Source organism: bacterium (assembly GCA_021157605.1).
Classification (GTDB): Bacteria; Patescibacteriota; UBA1384; order JAGGWG01; family JAGGWG01; genus JAGGWG01.
Genome location: JAGGWG010000021.1, coordinates 1 through 16777, shown reverse-complemented (window position 1 = coordinate 16777; position 16777 = coordinate 1). Strand labels below are relative to the sequence as shown.

At 38.6% G+C, this 16777-nt stretch carries 26 protein-coding genes; 2 read left to right on the top strand and 24 right to left on the bottom strand.

What is annotated here, in order from left to right:
* Window positions 1–39 precede the first annotated feature (39 nt).
* The 24 genes from J7K05_02975 to tuf form a co-directional block, all read right to left on the bottom strand.
* On the bottom strand, window positions 40–798 hold the full coding sequence (locus tag J7K05_02975) for a M24 family metallopeptidase (protein MCD6195129.1): 759 nt from the start codon (window positions 796–798) through the stop codon (window positions 40–42).
* On the bottom strand, window positions 791–2203 hold the full coding sequence (locus J7K05_02970) for a nucleoside monophosphate kinase (protein ID MCD6195128.1): 1413 nt from the start codon (window positions 2201–2203) through the stop codon (window positions 791–793). Before J7K05_02970 ends, J7K05_02975 begins: the two co-directional genes overlap by 8 nt.
* Window positions 2193–3482: a preprotein translocase subunit SecY gene (secY, locus tag J7K05_02965; protein MCD6195127.1), complete on the bottom strand. Its 1290-nt coding sequence runs from the start codon at window positions 3480–3482 to the stop codon at window positions 2193–2195. Before secY ends, J7K05_02970 begins: the two co-directional genes overlap by 11 nt.
* A gap of 13 nt (window positions 3483–3495) precedes the next feature.
* Entirely contained in the window at window positions 3496–3918 is a 423-nt protein-coding gene (gene rplO / locus J7K05_02960; protein ID MCD6195126.1) for a 50S ribosomal protein L15, read from the bottom strand.
* 2 nt (window positions 3919–3920) lie between these two features.
* Window positions 3921–4418: a 30S ribosomal protein S5 gene (gene rpsE / locus J7K05_02955; protein MCD6195125.1), complete on the bottom strand. Its 498-nt coding sequence runs from the start codon at window positions 4416–4418 to the stop codon at window positions 3921–3923.
* A 7-nt stretch (window positions 4419–4425) separates the two neighbouring features.
* Window positions 4426–4791, bottom strand: a complete 366-nt coding sequence (locus J7K05_02950) for a 50S ribosomal protein L18 (GenBank protein ID MCD6195124.1) — start codon at window positions 4789–4791, stop codon at window positions 4426–4428.
* Between the two features lie 8 nt (window positions 4792–4799).
* Entirely contained in the window at window positions 4800–5351 is a 552-nt protein-coding gene (rplF, locus tag J7K05_02945; protein MCD6195123.1) for a 50S ribosomal protein L6, read from the bottom strand.
* Between the two features lie 5 nt (window positions 5352–5356).
* Window positions 5357–5764 (bottom strand): 30S ribosomal protein S8, encoded by a 408-nt coding sequence (gene rpsH / locus J7K05_02940; GenBank protein ID MCD6195122.1) that lies wholly within the window; start codon window positions 5762–5764, stop codon window positions 5357–5359.
* A gap of 12 nt (window positions 5765–5776) precedes the next feature.
* Entirely contained in the window at window positions 5777–5962 is a 186-nt protein-coding gene (locus tag J7K05_02935; GenBank protein ID MCD6195121.1) for a type Z 30S ribosomal protein S14, read from the bottom strand.
* A gap of 2 nt (window positions 5963–5964) precedes the next feature.
* Window positions 5965–6654, bottom strand: coding sequence for a 50S ribosomal protein L5 (gene rplE, locus J7K05_02930; protein ID MCD6195120.1), 690 nt, complete (start codon window positions 6652–6654; stop codon window positions 5965–5967).
* A 16-nt stretch (window positions 6655–6670) separates the two neighbouring features.
* Window positions 6671–7009 carry a 50S ribosomal protein L24 gene (gene rplX, locus J7K05_02925; GenBank protein MCD6195119.1) on the bottom strand — a complete coding sequence of 113 codons (339 nt, stop codon included), beginning with the start codon at window positions 7007–7009 and terminating at the stop codon, window positions 6671–6673.
* 4 nt (window positions 7010–7013) lie between these two features.
* Window positions 7014–7385, bottom strand: coding sequence for a 50S ribosomal protein L14 (rplN, locus tag J7K05_02920; protein MCD6195118.1), 372 nt, complete (start codon window positions 7383–7385; stop codon window positions 7014–7016).
* A 4-nt stretch (window positions 7386–7389) separates the two neighbouring features.
* A complete protein-coding gene (rpsQ, locus tag J7K05_02915) occupies window positions 7390–7692 on the bottom strand; it encodes a 30S ribosomal protein S17 (GenBank protein MCD6195117.1) in 303 nt (100 codons plus the stop codon).
* 16 nt (window positions 7693–7708) lie between these two features.
* Window positions 7709–7954: a 50S ribosomal protein L29 gene (gene rpmC, locus J7K05_02910; GenBank protein MCD6195116.1), complete on the bottom strand. Its 246-nt coding sequence runs from the start codon at window positions 7952–7954 to the stop codon at window positions 7709–7711.
* Complete coding sequence (rplP, locus tag J7K05_02905; GenBank protein ID MCD6195115.1) at window positions 7944–8357, bottom strand: 50S ribosomal protein L16; 414 nt, start codon at window positions 8355–8357, stop codon at window positions 7944–7946. Before rplP ends, rpmC begins: the two co-directional genes overlap by 11 nt.
* A gap of 2 nt (window positions 8358–8359) precedes the next feature.
* The gene (rpsC, locus tag J7K05_02900; GenBank protein MCD6195114.1) at window positions 8360–9031 is read right to left on the bottom strand and encodes a 30S ribosomal protein S3; all 672 of its coding nucleotides are present in this window, start codon (window positions 9029–9031) and stop codon (window positions 8360–8362) included.
* Window positions 9015–9425, bottom strand: coding sequence for a 50S ribosomal protein L22 (gene rplV, locus J7K05_02895; protein ID MCD6195113.1), 411 nt, complete (start codon window positions 9423–9425; stop codon window positions 9015–9017). Before rplV ends, rpsC begins: the two co-directional genes overlap by 17 nt.
* Before the next feature lie 2 nt (window positions 9426–9427).
* A complete protein-coding gene (rpsS, locus tag J7K05_02890; protein MCD6195112.1) occupies window positions 9428–9745 on the bottom strand; it encodes a 30S ribosomal protein S19 in 318 nt (105 codons plus the stop codon).
* Window positions 9746–9752: 7 nt separating this feature from the next.
* Window positions 9753–10607: a 50S ribosomal protein L2 gene (rplB, locus tag J7K05_02885; GenBank protein ID MCD6195111.1), complete on the bottom strand. Its 855-nt coding sequence runs from the start codon at window positions 10605–10607 to the stop codon at window positions 9753–9755.
* An 8-nt stretch (window positions 10608–10615) separates the two neighbouring features.
* Window positions 10616–10897 (bottom strand): 50S ribosomal protein L23, encoded by a 282-nt coding sequence (gene rplW / locus J7K05_02880; GenBank protein MCD6195110.1) that lies wholly within the window; start codon window positions 10895–10897, stop codon window positions 10616–10618.
* The gene (gene rplD / locus J7K05_02875; protein MCD6195109.1) at window positions 10894–11550 is read right to left on the bottom strand and encodes a 50S ribosomal protein L4; all 657 of its coding nucleotides are present in this window, start codon (window positions 11548–11550) and stop codon (window positions 10894–10896) included. Before rplD ends, rplW begins: the two co-directional genes overlap by 4 nt.
* Window position 11551: 1 nt before the next feature.
* Window positions 11552–12187, bottom strand: coding sequence for a 50S ribosomal protein L3 (gene rplC, locus J7K05_02870; GenBank protein MCD6195108.1), 636 nt, complete (start codon window positions 12185–12187; stop codon window positions 11552–11554).
* Window positions 12188–12311: 124 nt separating this feature from the next.
* A complete protein-coding gene (gene rpsJ, locus J7K05_02865; GenBank protein ID MCD6195107.1) occupies window positions 12312–12626 on the bottom strand; it encodes a 30S ribosomal protein S10 in 315 nt (104 codons plus the stop codon).
* Between the two features lie 86 nt (window positions 12627–12712).
* Window positions 12713–13903, bottom strand: coding sequence for an elongation factor Tu (tuf, locus tag J7K05_02860; GenBank protein MCD6195106.1), 1191 nt, complete (start codon window positions 13901–13903; stop codon window positions 12713–12715).
* Between the two features lie 229 nt (window positions 13904–14132).
* On the opposite strand from tuf, the gene J7K05_02855 reads away from it, so the two are divergent.
* Both J7K05_02855 and J7K05_02850 read left to right on the top strand, forming a co-directional pair.
* Entirely contained in the window at window positions 14133–15269 is a 1137-nt protein-coding gene (locus J7K05_02855) for a hypothetical protein (GenBank protein ID MCD6195105.1), read from the top strand.
* 149 nt (window positions 15270–15418) lie between these two features.
* Window positions 15419–16591, top strand: coding sequence for a hypothetical protein (locus tag J7K05_02850; GenBank protein MCD6195104.1), 1173 nt, complete (start codon window positions 15419–15421; stop codon window positions 16589–16591).
* The last annotated feature ends 186 nt before the right edge of the window (window positions 16592–16777 follow it).

The following is a 16777-nucleotide window of genomic DNA, read 5'->3' as shown; positions in this document are numbered from 1 at the left end:
TCAAAAACGATAAGATTTTAACAGATAAAAAAAGAAGCGTCAAGGCAAAGGAGTAATAATCTCCGGCTTTTTACCAACTATAACTGTGGCCTCAAAATGGGAAGTTAAAACTCCCTTAGGTGCTATTATACCCCAACCCCCCTTGGTGTGCAACCCCTTATACTCTTTAAGAGCAAATATAGGTTCTATTGCCAAAGCCTTATTCTCCTCTAAAACAATTTTTCTTTTTCCCGGAAAAATATTAAAAACTGCTGGCGGTTCATGCAAGGAATGGCCAACACCATGACCTGTTAAATCAGCTACAGGAACCACTCCTGCTTCCTGAGCTGTCCTTTCTATTTCTAAAGATATATCCTCAACAAAATAAGGCAGACGCGCTTTTTGGATAGCTCTTTTTAAAGCTAACTGGTTGAATTTAAGCATTCTTTTAACTTTTTTATCCTTACCCTCAACATAAATAGTCCAAGCCATATCTGTAACTAAACCTTTGTAGCGCAAACCTATATCTATACTAACCAAATCGCCGGCATAAATTTTTTTACCAAAAGGAAGCCCGTGCACTACTTCTTCATTAAGAGAAAGACAAATAGCCGCAGGATAAAATTCTCCCTTTGCATTTTTTGCTTCTTTAAAAGCAGGAAAACCACCGGCGTCTTTAATCAATTTTTCAGCTTCTGCCTCAATTTCGTCTCCTGTTTTCTTTTGAGCAGCTAAATACAAAAGCCTTTTTAAGATTCTGCCCAATATTTTACCCCCTTGGCGTAGAATTTTTGATTCAGAAGGATTAAGCTTAGACATTTAAAAGAGGTTTTAGTTTTTGCTCAATCTGCTGCGCCACCTTTTCAACTGAAGGATTGGCATCTATCTCAAACCAGAAAGGATAGACAGAATAGAAAGAACGGAGTTCTTTTTTTATATCCTGATACCAAGCGATTCGTTTACGAATAATTTCTGCAGAATCATCTTCCCGCCGAACTAACCGCCCTTTACAAATAGGACACCTTTTAGTCTTTAGACCTTGAGAAAGTTTGTTAGCCATAAAAACCTTTTGACAACTACTACAAACTAAACGTTTACTGAGCCGTCTTACTACTTCTTTAGAATCAACATTAAACCAAAAAATTAAGGGATAACTTAAATGGAATTCCTTTTCTATACCCCTTAATGCTTGAGCCTGAACTCGATTAAAGGGATACATATCAAAAATAATACCTTTAGGTTTGTTCTTTTTAAAAATCTCTTCTACTTTTTTAAAAACTAAACGATTGACTATCTCATTAGGCTGAGGCTCGCCTTTTTTATATCTTCTGGCAATTATCTGCCCTACTTTCGAACCCTTTTTCATTTCCCTGCGGAAAAGATCACCGGGTGATAAATGATTAAAACCATATTTCTGCTTTAAAATCTCCGCTTGAGTTCCTTTTCCGGCCCCGGGATCACCTAAAAACACAAGATTTAGTGTTTCTTTTTTATAGCGAGATATTTTCCGCAAAATTAAAAAAGGTGTCTGCTCATCTGTCTGCCCCATTGGATTATCTTTGAGTAAACCCTTAAGCAGACGAACCATTACTCTGCGGTTAACCAAAAGATTTTTGCTCATTCCCACAACTTCAATCCCATAATCATTAGCATCAACAATAGCCACTAAAGGAAAACCTAATTTTTCGCTGATAGATTCAGCGCTTGCATTGGGATCTTTGGGACCCAAAGAAACATAACGATTATATGGAGGCAAAGCATAATCTACCGGACCGTCAATCATCGCAACTTGGCGTCCGGCAATCCGGTAAAAAACTCCTTTTATACCTAATGGTTTGGTTAGAGCCGAAAAGATAGAAGCCAAAATAATCCTCCACAAACCAGCTACGCGAATAGCCAACTCAAAAGTCTCAGGTATAGAAATACCGATTCCCTTGTCGCTTTTAGTGACAAAACGGCTTAAGAACCTAGCCCAAAAAGAAGGTTCAATCTCGCCCAAAGGCCAAGATCTCTTTTGCCAAATAGCCACTACCTTTTCTGAAATTGCCAGTATATCCCCCTTTTTCAACAATGGTTTTGCCTTTTTCTTTAAAACTGCTATCAAATCTGTTTTTTCAGTAATAAGAGGGGATTTTATAGGGTAGCGCGCCCAAAAAACACCTCCTTCATTGGCCACTAAATCTTTGCCGGGATTGGGTCCAACAGCCAAAAATTTACTCTTCATATTGGCGCATTAAAAGCATAGCTTTAAATTGCTCACTTGTTTCCAGAACCACTGAAACCATAATTAAAAGACCTGTACCTCCTATAGCAATAGTGGTTAAACCAGTCATTTTTCTTAAAACAAAAGGCAAAACCGCAATTACAGCCAAAAAAACCGCTCCTATGGTAGTCACTTTATACATAATATCAGCCAAATAGTTCTGGGTTTCTTTACCAGGCCTAACTCCAAATATATACCCTCCCTGTTTTTGTAGATTCTCCGCTATTCGTTGGGGGTTAAAAATTATCCCTGTATAGAAAAAGGTAAAAAGAAAAGTGAAAAGAAAATACAAGGAGCTATAGGTTATATCATTAGCCAAAAAAGCACTTATTTTTTCAGCTATATTGGCAACAGCTTCTGAACGAGCAGTCTGTAAAAACTGGGCAATAGAAGAGGGAAAAAGCAAGATAGAAAGAGCGAAAATAATGGGGATTACTCCGGCTTGAGCCGGGCGAAGAGGCAAATAGGTATCTACTCCCCCTACTAAACGCCTCCCCCTTACTCTCCGTGTATAAGTAACTGGAATGCGCCTTTCTGCTTCCTGAAAAAAAATAATAATAAAGATAACAGCTAAAATCACAGCCACAAAAACTAACAAGCTAATAATTTTAGAAAAATCCCAAGCTCCTTCCCCAAAAAGAACCAAAGCAGTGTTTTTAATCATCCCCGGGATACCAGCAATAATACCCAATGTAATAATAAGAGAAATGCCGTTGCCAATCCCGTTTTCAGAAATCAACTCTCCTATCCACATCAAAAGCATTGTACCAGCGGTTACCACTACAATCGCTAAAAAAAGATCCATCCCAGAAATATTAATTTGAACTCCTTGAACGCCCTGTTTTAAAATAGAAATCATACCTAAAGACTGAAGAGCAGCTAAAGGAACGGTAAAAATACGGGTATATTGATTAATTTTTCGATAACCGTACTCGCCTTCTTTGCTCAAAGCCTCAAGTGAAGGCACTACCATTGTCAATAACTGAATAATAATTGAAGCCGTAATATAAGGACCTACACCCATTAACACAATAGAAAAGTTTTCCATTGTCCCGCCGGAAAACATATTCAACAAACCAAAAAGCTGATTTTGAGAGAAAAAATGTTTTAAAGTACCTATATCAACTCCGGGTAAAGGGATATGAGCCAATACTCTTACCAACACCAAAAGCAAAAAAGTATAAATAATTTTTGCCCTTAAATCTGGGTGAGCAATAATCTTTTTAAGTGTTGCCCACATAAATTAAAACAACCTATTTTACTTTAGTAAGCGCTTTCTTTGCTCCTTCAGAAAGCAGACAATCCTTAACCTTTAATTTCTTCCCTATTTTATCACCAATAAGCTTTACTTTTAAAATATCTTCAGCAATAAGCCCCTTTTTCTTTAAAGAATTTAAAGAAACTACTTCATTGGCGCTAAAATTTTCTTCTATCTTTTTCAAGGTCAAGACTGCAAATCTTCTTTTTGTTTTCGCCTTAATGCCTTTGAATTTTGGCAACCTTTGTTTGAGCGGAGTTTGGCCTCCTTCAAAACCACGAGGAATTCCTTTTCCACTGCGAGATTTCTGTCCTTTGTGGCCACGACCAGAAGTCTTACCTCTTCCAGAGGACTCCCCGCGGCCTACTCTTTTACGCCCTTTTTGCTTTAATTTAGGCAGATTATGAAGATTAACCATAATTACTTTTTAGCTTCCTTTTTTGATTGTTTAATTTTGCGATGATATTCAATAATCTTCTTATAAGCTTCCATTACTGCCCAAGCATTGGCAATTTTATTCTTTGACCCCTTTACTTTAGATAAAACATTCCTTACACCAGCAAGCTCTAGCAAAGGTCGGATTAAACGTCCCACAATCAGACCTGTACCCGGAGAAGCAGGCTTCAAAAAAACCCGTGTCTGCTTATAATCAACCTCCACCTCAAAAGGAATAGTATCTTCCACGAGAGGAAGTTTAATCATATTCTTTTTGGCTTGAAGCCGAGCTTTTTCTAAAGCTTTTGGCACTTCCAAAGCCTTAGCTACACCAAAGCCTATTTGTCCTTTTCTGTCCCCTAAAACAAGTGCGGCTCGAAAACGAAGATTCTTGCCTCCTTCAGTGACTTTTGTCACTCGGCGGATCTCTAAAACCTCTTCATCAAATTCCTGATTACGTCTTGTGTTTTGGTTCTTAAACATAGGCATTTTAAAGTTTTAATCCTTCTTTACGCAAACTTTCTGCAATTATTTTTACTATTCCTTTATAAGGATAACCAGAGCGGTCAAAAACTACTGACTTAATTTTAAGTTTTTTAGCTTTCTGGGCCGCTAACTTAGCCAACAGTTCTGCTCTTTTTAATTTGGGCAAACTTTTCTTGGTTTTAGGCAAATGCCCGTCTGAAAGACCAAGCAAAGTATGCCCTTTTTTGTCATCAATAAATTGAATATAAATATGCTTCAGACTTTTGTAAATACAAACCCGCGGCCGCTGAATTGAACCTTTAATCTTACTTCTAATGCGGCGACGTCTGATCTCCCTCTTTTTGTTGCGCATAAAAAGCTTACTCTTCATAGTGGTGTTTATTCTTCAGTTCCTTTAGCTGTTGCTTTGCCCGGTTTTAATGACAATACTTCATCAGCATATCTAATCCCCTGCCCTTTATAAGAATCAGGGGAACGAATATCTCTTATTTTGTAAGCAATTTGACCTACTTTTTGCTTATCAATCCCTTCTACAGTAATCTTATTTTTATCCACTGATATCTGAATACCTTCAGGGATAGGAAACTCCACATCGTGGGAATAACCAACATCTAAAATAAGTTTATCTCCCTTGACCTCTGCTTTGTATCCCACTCCTTCAAATACAAGTTCTTTTTTAAAACCCTCTTTAACGCCTTTAACCATATTGTTTATTAAAGCCCTAATTGTTCCGTGTAAAGCTTTAGCCTGCCGGCTATTACTTTTTCTTATAACTCTCAATTCATTCTCTTTTGTATCTATTTCAACTTCTATCTCAGCAGGAACATCCAAAGTAAGATCACCTTTAGGACCCTTAATAGCTAAAACTCTGTCTTTAAATTCGACTTGCAGATCTGTTAAATCAATTGGTCTTCTACCTATTTTAGACATAATTTTTAATAAATTTCTGCTACCAACTCTCCGCCTAAATGGCGTTTGCGCGCTTCCTCACCTGTCATTACTCCGCGCGAAGTAAAAAGAATAACAATTCCCAACTCTTTTTTATATCCTGCCAATGGTTTAACTTTAGGAATTTCCCGCCAACCTACATAAAGCCTGCGTCCCGGCTTAGAAAGCCGCTTTAGGCTATGCAGAAAAGGTCTGCCTTCCTCATCATAAGCTAAAGTAAGCTTTATAAAATCTTTCCCTTCTTTGGAAAACTTTCTCACTTTTGTAATATAACCTTTGTCTTTCAAAATTTTAGCAATAGCTAACTTCATATTAGAATAACTATCCTGCACCTCAGGTTTGTGCCTTAAGATTGCGTTTCTAATTTTAGTCAAAAAATCAGCAATTGGATCCATAGAAAATTTTATTTACCAACTAGCTTTTTTTATGCCCGGGATCTCACCCCGACCAGCCTTTTCTCTAAAACAGATTCGGCACAAACCAAAATCACGCATATATCCATGTCGACGGCCACAAAGTTTGCAACGATTAACCTTTCTGGTTTTATACTTAGGTTTTTTTTCTGCTTTAACTCGCCAAGATTTTTTTGCCATATTTATTCTTCAGTTTTACTTTCTTCTTTGGCCTCTTCCGCAGTTACCTCTTTAGCTTGCTGTTTGTAAATTCTTATCTTCTCCGCCCTAATCTTTGCTTCTTCTTTAGCCTTCTGTGCTGCTTCTTCGCGCATTCGCCGCGCTTCCTCACTTTCAAAAACAATACCCAACTTTTCAAAAAGTACTTTTGCTTCCTTTCTGTTTGCAGCAGTGGTAACTATATCAACAGACAAACCACTGGCAGTTTTGACCTCTTCTGGTGATATATCAGGAAAAAGAGTGTAATCCTCTAACCCTATATGCAGTATTCCTTCTTTGTCTAAACAAGACTCTCTTACCCCACGGAAATCTCTCTGCCGGGGCAAAACTATGTTAAACAATTTATCCAAAAAAGCATACATCTTTTTACCTCTTAAAGTGGCAAAAAAACCAACCACCTGACCCTCTCTCACCTTAAAACCGGCAATTGATTTTTTGGCTTTAGATTCCGCAGGAGTCTGACCTAAAATTAAATTTATATTCTTTTTTATCTCTTCTACTTTCTGGGGCTCAAAACGATTATCAGATAAACCCACATTAACTACTGCTTTTTGCAAACGAGGCAGACGGAAAGAATTTTTGATATTTAAAATCTGGACCAACTCTGGCTTAATTTTTTCATACATTTTTTCTAAATATGTTTTCTTTTCCATAAAAACAGGGTTTATTCTACTTCTTTTCTATTGACAAATCAAGAGAAGCACCACAGCGGCGGCAAACTCTTTCCTTTCTTTTTTCTCCTTTTACTTGTTTAAAGCGGTAGCTTACTCGTGTAGGCTTATCACATTTCGGGCAAACAACCATCAGATTGCTTAAATGAATGGGAGCTGGAAAAGTAATAACCCCACCTTTAGGATGTTTCTGCGAAGGCTTTGTATGTCTCTTTAAAAGGTTAACTCCCTCTACAATTGCCTGTTCTTTCTTGGGCATAACCCTTTGAACATTGCCAGTTTTTCCTTTATCCTTGCCGGCTAAGACTACCACTTTGTCACCTTTTTTGATTTTCATAAGCCTAAATTATCTCTTTTGCTAATGAAATTATTTTTTTGTATTTGGTGTTGCGAATTTCTCTAGGTATAGGCCCAAAAATACGAGTTCCTTTAATGTCTTTAAGCTCATCATTTAAAATCACAGCCGCGTTATCATCAAAACGTACATAACTGCCGTCCTTGCGCCGCCACTCCTTACTCTGTCTAACAATCAAAGCTTTAACTACTTTGCCTTTTTTAATTTGACTTTGAGTTGTGGTCTTTTTTACTGAAGCTGAAACAATATCCCCTATCTGCGCATATCTTTTTTTAGAAAAACCTAAAACTGAAATCACCTGCAATTCTAAAGCTCCTGTGTTGTCTGCTACCTTAAGTCGGCTATACTGCTGAATCATATGTTTAACTTAGTTTTTCTTTAATTATTTTCAACAAACAAAAATGTTTTTCTTTACTAAACGGCCGAGAAGACACAATTTCTACCAAATCACCGATCTTGGCTTTGTTCTCTGGATCATGAGCTTTTATCTTTTTGGAGCGCCGGTATGTTTTTTGGTATAAAGGATGGCGCACTAATCTATCCACCTTAACCACAATCGTCTTATCCATTTTATCACTAACAACCACCCCTCTGATGCGGGTTCCTTTGATCTGGGTTGTTTTTTGTTCTGTTTTCTTTTCAGCCACTTTCTTCTTATTAACCATATTTATTGCTTAATTTTTATTTCGTTGCCTTTTTTGCTTTTTTCTTTTTTTCCTTAACTTCCTCTTCTGCTTTCTGCCTAATTATTGTTTTTAGTCTCGCCAACTCTTTACGCAAGATACTTATCTGGGCAGTATTTTTAAGCTTACCCAAAACTAACTTGGTTTTGGTATCAAAAATCTTTTTCCTCAATTTGCCCTCTTCTTTGATAAGGGAAACTAAACTCATTTTTAGGTATTTTTTTAATTGCTCTTTACGCTTCATTTTTCTCAATAATTTTAGTTTTTACTGAAATTTTCCCTTGCGCTAAACGCAAACCTTCAAAAGCTGCTTTTTTGCCTATCCCAGCTACTTCAAACAAAATTCTTCCTGCCTCAACTACAGCTACAAAATGATCTATATCTCCTTTACCTTTACCCATTCTCGCCTCAGTAGGTTTTTTAGTAATAGGTTTATCAGGAAAAACACGGATCCAAATCTGACCACCTCTCTTAAAATAACGGGTAATCGCCCGCCGGGCCGCTTCAATCTCCCTTGCTGTCACCCATCCCCCAGTTAATGCCTTTAAGCCAAAATCACCAAAAGCTAAATTATGGCCGCGTTGAGCGACTTTTTTAATCTTTCCTCTTTGGTACTTGCGATACTTCATCTTTTTAGGCAAAAGCATAATTAAAACTCAGTTTGTTTTCTCACCTTAACGCGAAAACGACGCTTCTCACCTCTATTAATCCAGACTTTAACTCCTATTTTTCCGTATTTTGTCTGGGATTCAACCAAAGCATAATCAATATCTGCTTTTATAGTAGCTGTAGGCACACTGCCTTCGTAAAGCAACTCACTCCGTGCTATCTCCTGACCACCAAGTCTGCCAGAAACTCTAATTTTTATTCCCTTCACCCTTCTGCTTCTCATAACTTCTTCTATAGCCTGATGCATTGCCCGCCGATGCGAGATTCTTTTCTCCAACTGGTAAGCTATCTGATCAGCTACTAACTTTGCCCAAGTATATGGCTCGGCAACCTCTTTAATAGCTAAATCTACCCTTTGACCTCCCAACTCCTTTTGCAAAACCTTAATCAAACGTTTAGTTCCTTCGCCTCCGCGGCCAATCACCACACCGGGGCGAGAAGTATAAATCTCTACCAAAACATTCCCCCTGTCTCTAAAAATCTCTACGCTCGCTACCCCAGCATGCCGCAATTCCTTAAAAATCAAACTTCGGATTTTAAAATCCTGATGGAGATATTTAACATAATCTGCACTTTTGGACACAAACCAATGAGATTCCCAATCTCGATTAAACCCCAATCTTACTGCCACTGGATTAGCTTTTCTGGCCATACTTTTTACTTTTAGTTTTTCTCCTCTTTTTATCTCCTGTTTTTTTATCTTTTACCTCTTCCAAAACAACTTTTAGGTGACAAAGCTTGCGGGTATAAGGAAAAGCCATACCCCGATGTCCCGGACGGAATCGTTTTAACCTTGGACCTTTATTGCAAACAAATTCTTTTATCACCATCTTCTCCTTATCAAACCCTTTATTCTCAGCATTGCTTATAGCTGACTGAATTAATTTTGCCAATTCCCGGCTAAATTTTTTGGGTATAAACTTAAGATACTGCAATGCCTCTTGAGCAGATTTATCTTTTAATTTAGGCAAAACCGTTCTCACCTTTTTGGGTGAAACTCGCAAAAATTTCAACTCTGCCTTAGCAACTCTCTCTTCTTTAGCCATATTTATTCTTCCTTAAGTTTAGCTTGGGCTTTAGCTTGGCTGGCTTTTTCTTGTTCGCGTGCCATCCTGCCTCCATGACGAATAAATTTACGCGTAGGCGAAAATTCACCTAAACGATGACCAACCATCTCTTCAGTGATAAATACTGGTATATGCTCTTTTCCATTATGAACACCAATAGTAAAACCTACCATTTCAGGGGTTATCATACAGCTTCTATCCCAAGTTTTGATTACAGTTTTAGCACCCTTTTTTAGGGCTTTAATTTTTTTGAGCAGTTTTTGATTAACGTAAGGTCCTTTTTTTAGTGATCGCGACATAAGCTAATTATTTTTTCCTTCTCTCTATAATCAAGCCATCAGAATATTTCTTTTTCTTGCGAGTTTTAACTCCATAAGCTGGTTTGCCCCAAGGTGTTTTTGGATACTTCAAACCAACTGAAGCCCGACCTTCACCGCCACCATGGGGATGAGCTGCCGGATGCATAGCTGAACCTCTAACTGTAGGCCGAATGCCTTTGCGTCTTTTTCTTCCGGCTTTACCTACTTTAAGCAATTTATGAGCAGGATTGGAAACCTGACCTATAGTAGCGAAACAAAAGGCCAAAATCAAGCGTCTTTCTTTGGAAGGAAATCTCAACTGCACATACTTACCTTCTTTAGCCTCTATTATAGCAACAGCACCAGCAGAACGAACCAACTTGCCTCCCTGTTCAGGTCTTATCTCAATATTGTAAACCTGGGTGCCCAAAGGGATATTTTTTAACTGCATTCTATTGCCTGTTTTAACCTCTGCCTTTTTATCACAAACTATCTTGTCTCCTCTTTTAAGACCTGCGGGAGCCAATACAAAAGAAAGAATCCCTTGGGGATATTTTATTAAAGCAATATTAGCAGAGCGATTAGGATCATACTGGATATCTACCACCTCTGCTTCCTGACCCAAAAACTTTGTTCTTTTAAAATCTATTTCACGCAACATTCTTTTTACTCCTCCGCCTCTGTGCCTAACAGAAATTTTGCCCCGACTCCGCCCTGCTTTTTCTACTCGCGGCTTGAGCAATTTTTTGGGTGTTTTAACCTTGTTAAGATCGCTCCTGTCTTCATATTCAGCAAAACGCAAACCCGGAGATGTGGGCTTCAGCTTTTTCACCTTTTTTACTGCTGTTTTCTTTTTAGCCATAAAAACATTTATTTCACTTTAAAAATATCTATCTTGCCTTTGGTAAGCTTTACTAATGCTTTTCTTTTGTTTTGGGTGCGACCAAAAAACCTTCCCCAACGTTTTGGCTTGCCAGAAACATTAAGAACCCGCACCTCTGCTACTTCAACCTTAAAGAGATTTTCAATTGCCTGCTTAATCTGGCCTTTTGAAGCTTTTTTATCTACAAGAAAAGTAAACCATCCTTTTTCAGCCAACTGCAGGCTTTTTTCAGTTAAAACAGGTTTTTTAATAATATCCTCTGCTTTCATTTTTTACTTTTAGTTTTTTTGCTACTCCATAACTGAAGAATAAACTCCCAACCCTTTTTTGTAAAAATCACGTAAGGATACTTGAGCAGATCATAAAGGTTTATATTGTTAGCTAATATAACTTTAGTGTGCGCTAAATTTCTAAAACCAAGACTTAAATCTTTTTCAGCGTTCGCAAAAACTAATAATGTTTTACCTTTTACTGGCATTTTTTCAATAATTTCTTTGGCTTTTTTAGTCTTTTGAGTGTCATCAAATTTTTCTACCAAAAATAGCGAAGACTCAGTTATCTTGTCCTTTAAAACCTGCCAAATTGCCCTCTGGCGCATCTTTTTATTAACTTTTTTGCGTCTCTTGCCTGTTTTTAATGGACCAAAGACTACTCCACCACCTTTCCAAATAGGGGAACGGATTGATCCGTGTCTGGCTCGACCTAACCCTTTCTGCCGCCAAGGCTTTCTGCCTCCACCCCTAACTTCACCTCTGCCCTTAGTGTGAGCAGGTTTGATGCGATTTGAAAGCTGGGCTTGAAGTACCTGTTGAATCAAAATAGGACTGACATTAATACTAAGCAAAAAGTCAGGCAAATCTACTTGGCTGATCTTTTTGCCTTTTTTATCTAAAACAGGAATTAAAACTTTCTTTTTTGGCATTTTACTTTCTTATTTCTCCTTTAATGGCTATAAAATTGCCTTTGGCTCCCGGGACTGCTCCTTTCAAAAATAACAGATTTCTTTCTTTATCGACCTCTACTACTTCTAAATTTTTAATAGTTACCTTTCTTGATCCCATTCTGCCGGGCATTTTTTTGCCTTTAAATACTCTGGCAGGGAAAGAACACATACCAATAGCTCCCGGCTTACGATGATGACCAGAGCCATGACTTTCAGGACCGCGACGAAAACCATGCCTCTTTATCACCCCTTGAAAACCAGCACCTTTGCTAAAACCTTGCACTGCCACTTTGTCTCCTTTTTGAAAAACGTCTGCACCTAGAGTATCACCTACTTTAAGATTTATTTTCTCTGCTATTTCAACTCTAAACTCTCTAATTTTATCCTGAATTTTATCTTTAAGAACCTTTTTAACCTGTCCCCAAATCGCTTTTTTAACCTTTTTCTTATCCTTTGGTCGACCATAAGCAAGCTGAATAGCGCTGTAGCCATCTTTATCTTTTTCTCTTATACCTACAATCACATTAGGATAAATCTCCACTACCGTAACCGGGATCGCTATCGACCCCTTCAAAATCTGCGTCATCCCTTTTTTGACTCCAACTGCTAATTTCATAAATCTTCCTTATAATTGAAAAAAGCCGCCCTCGAGGCGGCCTAATCAATCACCATACTTTCCGCCTCAAGGAATCTCTCTCCAATTTTTGTTATTTGTCTCCATTTTTAAACTTGATTTAAATTTACATTTTAATTTCGATTTCTACCCCTGAAGGAATCTCTAAACCTGAAAGGGCATCCAGTGTCTTGGCTGTGGGGTTTTTAATCTCAATCAAGCGTTTATGAACTCTCATTTCAAACTGCTCTCGGGAATCTTTTTTAATAAAGCTTGAACGCTGAACCGTATAAAGGCGACGCTCACAAGGCAAAGGAATCGGACCGACAACAATAGAGCCTGTTTCCTCAGCTGTTTTAATGATGGTTTCAACAGTTTTGTCTAAAACACGAGCATCGTATGCTTTAAGCTTGATCCTGATTCGTTGGCTTTTCTTGGGCATTTCTGCTTGTTAATTAAACATCCTTAGCAAGGTTCTATAAGAGCGCCCCTTTATGGGGCGCTCTCTATACTTTCCACATCTCTTTCTTATTTGGTGATCTTAACTACTACACCTGCGCCTACAGTCTTGCCACCTTCCCGTAAGGCAAAGCGCATCTTCTCTTCTAAAGCTACGGGTTTCTGCAATTTAACATTCACCTTTATTGTATCTCCGGGCATCACCATTTCGACATCTTTAGGTAGCTCAATTTCGCCAGTAACATCAGCAGTGCGGATATAAAATTGAGGTTTATACCCTTGCATAAATGGAGTATGGCGTCCACCTTCCTCCTTGGTCAAAATATAGATTTCAGCTTCAAACTCAGTGTGAGGTGTAATTGAACCCGGTTTGGCGATAACCTGACCTCTTTCTATCTCATCTTTTTCTACGCCCCTAAGTAGTAAACCTACATTATCACCAGCTTGACATTCGTCCATACTCTTGCGGAACATTTCAATTCCAGTAATAACTGTCTTCTTGGTTTCCCCTAAACCAACCAACTCCACCTCTTCATTAAGGGTGAGTTTACCTCTTTCAACTCTTCCGGTAGCAACAGTACCTCGTCCAGAAATAGAGAAAACATCCTCAACAGGCATCAAGAATGGCTTATCAGCATCGCGTTTGGGTTCAGGGGTTTCATCAATTTTGCCCAAAAGCTCAATAATAGGCTTGGCATCGTCTCCTTTGCCATCAGCTTCTAAAGCTTTTAGAGCACTGCCTCTAACAAAGGGGATTTTGGCTGGATCATACTCATATTTTTTCAAAAGATCTTTGACTTCCTCTTCAACTAAACCCACTAACTCTTCATCATCCACTTGGTCAATCTTGTTAAGAAAAACAATCATATTCTTTACCCCAACCTGTTTGGCTAAAAGAATGTGTTCTCTAGTCTGAGGCATAGGACCGTCAGGAGCAGAAACAACCAAAATAGCTACATCCATCTGGGCTGCCCCAGTAATCATATTTTTAACGTAATCAGCGTGACCCGGAGCATCAATATGGGCAACGTGATATTTTTCAGTTTCATACTCAACGTGAGCCAAATTAATGGTCACTCCTCTTTCTTTTTCCTCAGGAGCATTGTCAATTTGATCCACGCTTCTCTCTTCAGCATACCACCCTTGAGCCTTACAAGTTTTCAAAATAGCTGCTGTAAGAGTGGTTTTACCATGGTCAACGTGACCAATAGTTCCCACATTGATGTGGGGCTTTTTCCGTTCGAATTTTTTCTCTGCCATAATCTTAAACTTAGTTTTTGAACAAAAATAAATACAGAAGCCAATTTAAGATAACTCTAACACTTGCCTGATTAAAAAGCAAGCAAAAATAATATTAACGCCTTATTTTCTATCTGTCAACCCTTTAAAAATTCTTTGTTCTCACCCACAAAAAGGCAATAATTGACTTTTGGCAAAAAATAAACCATTTTAAAAACAGATCTGAGTTCCTTAAAAAGGAGGAAGGAAAATGTCTTATATTTTGACTGCTGTTTTGCTGGGCTCGTTCGCCAAACTTCCTGTTATCTACGGAACAGGGATGTCGCTCCAAGATATTAATAAGGAACAGGTTCTTGTTATTCAAGATTTAGGCGAGAGCAAAGCCCTGGTTTTGTACTGTGGTTTGGATAAAGAAACAATCCATATATCTGACCACATCTTTTTAGGGAAAATTGATCCCTTCAGACCACGGATTCTTTGGTGTGAAAGAATAGAAGGAAACTCTACCATAATTAAAGAATTTTCTCGAGATTCTTCAGAAATGAAACCTATTATCACAATAAATGGACCTGTCTCCCATATGTCGATAAGCGCTTCGGGATGGATAGTCTATCTTTTATATTCACAAACAATGCAGATTGACGAAAATATTCTAGAGCGTACCTCAACCATGGGTCTTATCTCTCCTCGGGGGACACAATACTTCTTTGTTAACCAACAGCCTGGAGAAGACAGATTTGCTCTAAAAAGCGACACCATTGTCTGGACATCTTTTTCTACTAACCCAAACCAACCTCCTCAAAAAACATCTGAAATCCAGTTATTTCTAACTAAAGCCTTACCTGAGATCTATCCCCAAATCATCACCCTCGATCTTGAGGAGCAAGGTTGGAGATTTATCACCCAAAACCACTCAACCAATCTCCACCCTGACATTAATGACAACGGCTGGATAGTGTGGACAGAGATAGAAGGCCCTTACTCTCCTTATAATCTCAAAATTGCCAATGCCCGAATTATGCTTTGGGACGGGAACGGGAGAAGAAAAAGAGAAATCAACGATCAGGCGACAGGCTGGTCCCAACCAAAAATAAACAACCGCGGAGAAATTGTCTGGCACAACCCCGCTGAAGGAGTAGTTTATCTTTATCGGGAAGGGGAAATTCTCCCTCTTGGTGCTGGCCGCAACCCAGTTATCAACAATAATGGCTGGGTAGTATGGACAGATTACTATGGCGGCACCCCCGGAAAAATCTATATCTGGCACGAAACAATGAAAAAAGTTATTGACAACTGCCAACCCGATTCATACTTTATTAATGACCAAAACATAATTGTCTGGGATAATGGTATTGATAACTCCGAAATTTACATTTGGAAGCCGTAAATAATTTGATTTCTTTAGGCCTCTCTAAAATAGAGGGGCCTTTTAGTATTTTATTTTTAGTCCTTCTTTATATTTTCAAAAATTGACTTCTGAAGATTTAATAAACATACTAATTATTAAAAAGAACCTTAACAAAGGAGGTATAAAAAATGGTGCGCCGCATTCTCTTTTTGGTGTTCATCTGTGTCGGAATCTCAGAAGCAGAAAAAACAGAAATAAATATCCCCTCCTTTTCTCGGATTTATGGGATCACCCAACAAGGAGAAATAGTCTACTCTGTCTACTCCCACCCTGAAATGGGGGTAGATCTTAGGGACCTCTGGCTCTGGAAAGAAGGACAACCCCAAAGACTCACACTCAACCAGTATGTGAAAGCTGTTGATTTTAACAGCAAAGGAGAAATAGCTCTAGTCATAGACAAAGATATTTTTGTGTGGAACAGAAGAGAACTAAAAAAGTTTAGAGTCTTTTCGGTCACCCCCGATATTGTATCATTTTCCCTTTCTGACTCGGGATGGATTTCTATAGTCCACTCTTCTACCCCTCTCGCTGTATTCTGTTCTATCACTATCGTTTCCCCCACAGGAGGTGTATGGGAATACGAAAATAGCGGTCCAGGTGCTGCCCCGACATTAGCGATAGGAACAAACTCGCAAAACACGAGAATCTATTGGATCGATTTTCAAGAACGCAATTGGCCCGCACCTGAATCTTCAGAAAACACCCTTCTTATAGGCAAACCCTACCCAGGGAAAAAATTGACTTCACAGATTGTATATTGGACGCCAAACACTGAGGCATGGCACCATATCACTTCAAACTTTTCTATCAACCACAATTATTCAGCAAACAGCAAGGGACAGGTAGTTTGGATACGCAAAGAAATAACTAAACCAAACCAAAACACCCCGGCCCAATACACAGTAATGCTCTATAATGAAGGCAAAATTATGAAGATCAGCGACCAAGCATCTGAAGAATCAGATCCTATTATAAATGAGATGGGCACAGTTGTATGGCACAAAGAGTGGCCTATAGGCGATATTTTCGGAACAGAAAAAGGTACAATCTATATGTATAAAAATGGGAAAGTAACTACCCTAGGTTCAGGATACAATCCCTGTCTCAACCAAAACGGCTGGGTGCTTTGGTACAATTCTATATGGACCGGCTCTGCAACACAAACCCCACTTATCTTATGGCGCAATGGGGAAACCTTGATACTTGATAATATGAAACTTCCCTATGGCGTATACTGCTTTGGAAATAATAATTGGGTATTGTGGCGAAGCCGGAATCAATCTTACCTCTGGAAACCATGAAACAACTCAACGCTTAAAGCTTCTCCAAGATGGAGAAGCTTTTTGCTTCTCTTACCCTTCCACCTTCTCCATCCTCACCTTTACTTCTCCTAGGGTAGCTAAAGAATGAATGGTAAGGGGCATATCATTTGCCTTGTAGCCGGGTTTTTTAAACTTTAAGATATATTTCCCACTAGAAAGCTGGAT

Bases quoted from the DNA above. Each gene is read 5' to 3' on its own strand.
- rplX (MCD6195119.1), bottom strand. From the start codon at position 7,009: ATGAAAATCAAAAAAGGTGACAAAGTGGTAGTCTTAGCCGGCAAGGAT.
- rpsS (MCD6195112.1), bottom strand. From the start codon at position 9,745: ATGTCGCGATCACTAAAAAAAGGACCTTACGTTAATCAAAAACTGCTC.
- secY (MCD6195127.1), bottom strand. From the start codon at position 3,482: ATGTGGGCAACACTTAAAAAGATTATTGCTCACCCAGATTTAAGGGCA.
- J7K05_02855 (MCD6195105.1), top strand. From the start codon at position 14,133: ATGTCTTATATTTTGACTGCTGTTTTGCTGGGCTCGTTCGCCAAACTT.
- J7K05_02850 (MCD6195104.1), top strand. From the start codon at position 15,419: ATGGTGCGCCGCATTCTCTTTTTGGTGTTCATCTGTGTCGGAATCTCA.
- J7K05_02975 (MCD6195129.1), bottom strand. From the start codon at position 798: ATGTCTAAGCTTAATCCTTCTGAATCAAAAATTCTACGCCAAGGGGGT.
- rpsC (MCD6195114.1), bottom strand. From the start codon at position 9,031: ATGGCCAGAAAAGCTAATCCAGTGGCAGTAAGATTGGGGTTTAATCGA.
- J7K05_02970 (MCD6195128.1), bottom strand. From the start codon at position 2,203: ATGAAGAGTAAATTTTTGGCTGTTGGACCCAATCCCGGCAAAGATTTA.
- rplF (MCD6195123.1), bottom strand. From the start codon at position 5,351: ATGTCTAAAATAGGTAGAAGACCAATTGATTTAACAGATCTGCAAGTC.
- J7K05_02935 (MCD6195121.1), bottom strand. From the start codon at position 5,962: ATGGCAAAAAAATCTTGGCGAGTTAAAGCAGAAAAAAAACCTAAGTAT.
- rpsE (MCD6195125.1), bottom strand. From the start codon at position 4,418: ATGTTTAAGAACCAAAACACAAGACGTAATCAGGAATTTGATGAAGAG.
- rplB (MCD6195111.1), bottom strand. From the start codon at position 10,607: ATGGCTAAAAAGAAAACAGCAGTAAAAAAGGTGAAAAAGCTGAAGCCC.
- rplD (MCD6195109.1), bottom strand. From the start codon at position 11,550: ATGCCAAAAAAGAAAGTTTTAATTCCTGTTTTAGATAAAAAAGGCAAA.
- rplC (MCD6195108.1), bottom strand. From the start codon at position 12,187: ATGAAATTAGCAGTTGGAGTCAAAAAAGGGATGACGCAGATTTTGAAG.
- rplP (MCD6195115.1), bottom strand. From the start codon at position 8,357: ATGCTTTTGCCTAAAAAGATGAAGTATCGCAAGTACCAAAGAGGAAAG.
- rpsH (MCD6195122.1), bottom strand. From the start codon at position 5,764: ATGGATCCAATTGCTGATTTTTTGACTAAAATTAGAAACGCAATCTTA.
- rplN (MCD6195118.1), bottom strand. From the start codon at position 7,385: ATGATTCAGCAGTATAGCCGACTTAAGGTAGCAGACAACACAGGAGCT.
- rpsJ (MCD6195107.1), bottom strand. From the start codon at position 12,626: ATGCCCAAGAAAAGCCAACGAATCAGGATCAAGCTTAAAGCATACGAT.
- rplV (MCD6195113.1), bottom strand. From the start codon at position 9,425: ATGGCTAAAGAAGAGAGAGTTGCTAAGGCAGAGTTGAAATTTTTGCGA.
- tuf (MCD6195106.1), bottom strand. From the start codon at position 13,903: ATGGCAGAGAAAAAATTCGAACGGAAAAAGCCCCACATCAATGTGGGA.
- J7K05_02950 (MCD6195124.1), bottom strand. From the start codon at position 4,791: ATGAAGAGTAAGCTTTTTATGCGCAACAAAAAGAGGGAGATCAGACGT.
- rplE (MCD6195120.1), bottom strand. From the start codon at position 6,654: ATGGAAAAGAAAACATATTTAGAAAAAATGTATGAAAAAATTAAGCCA.
- rplW (MCD6195110.1), bottom strand. From the start codon at position 10,897: ATGAAAGCAGAGGATATTATTAAAAAACCTGTTTTAACTGAAAAAAGC.
- rplO (MCD6195126.1), bottom strand. From the start codon at position 3,918: ATGGTTAATCTTCATAATCTGCCTAAATTAAAGCAAAAAGGGCGTAAA.
- rpsQ (MCD6195117.1), bottom strand. From the start codon at position 7,692: ATGGTTAATAAGAAGAAAGTGGCTGAAAAGAAAACAGAACAAAAAACA.
- rpmC (MCD6195116.1), bottom strand. From the start codon at position 7,954: ATGAAGCGTAAAGAGCAATTAAAAAAATACCTAAAAATGAGTTTAGTT.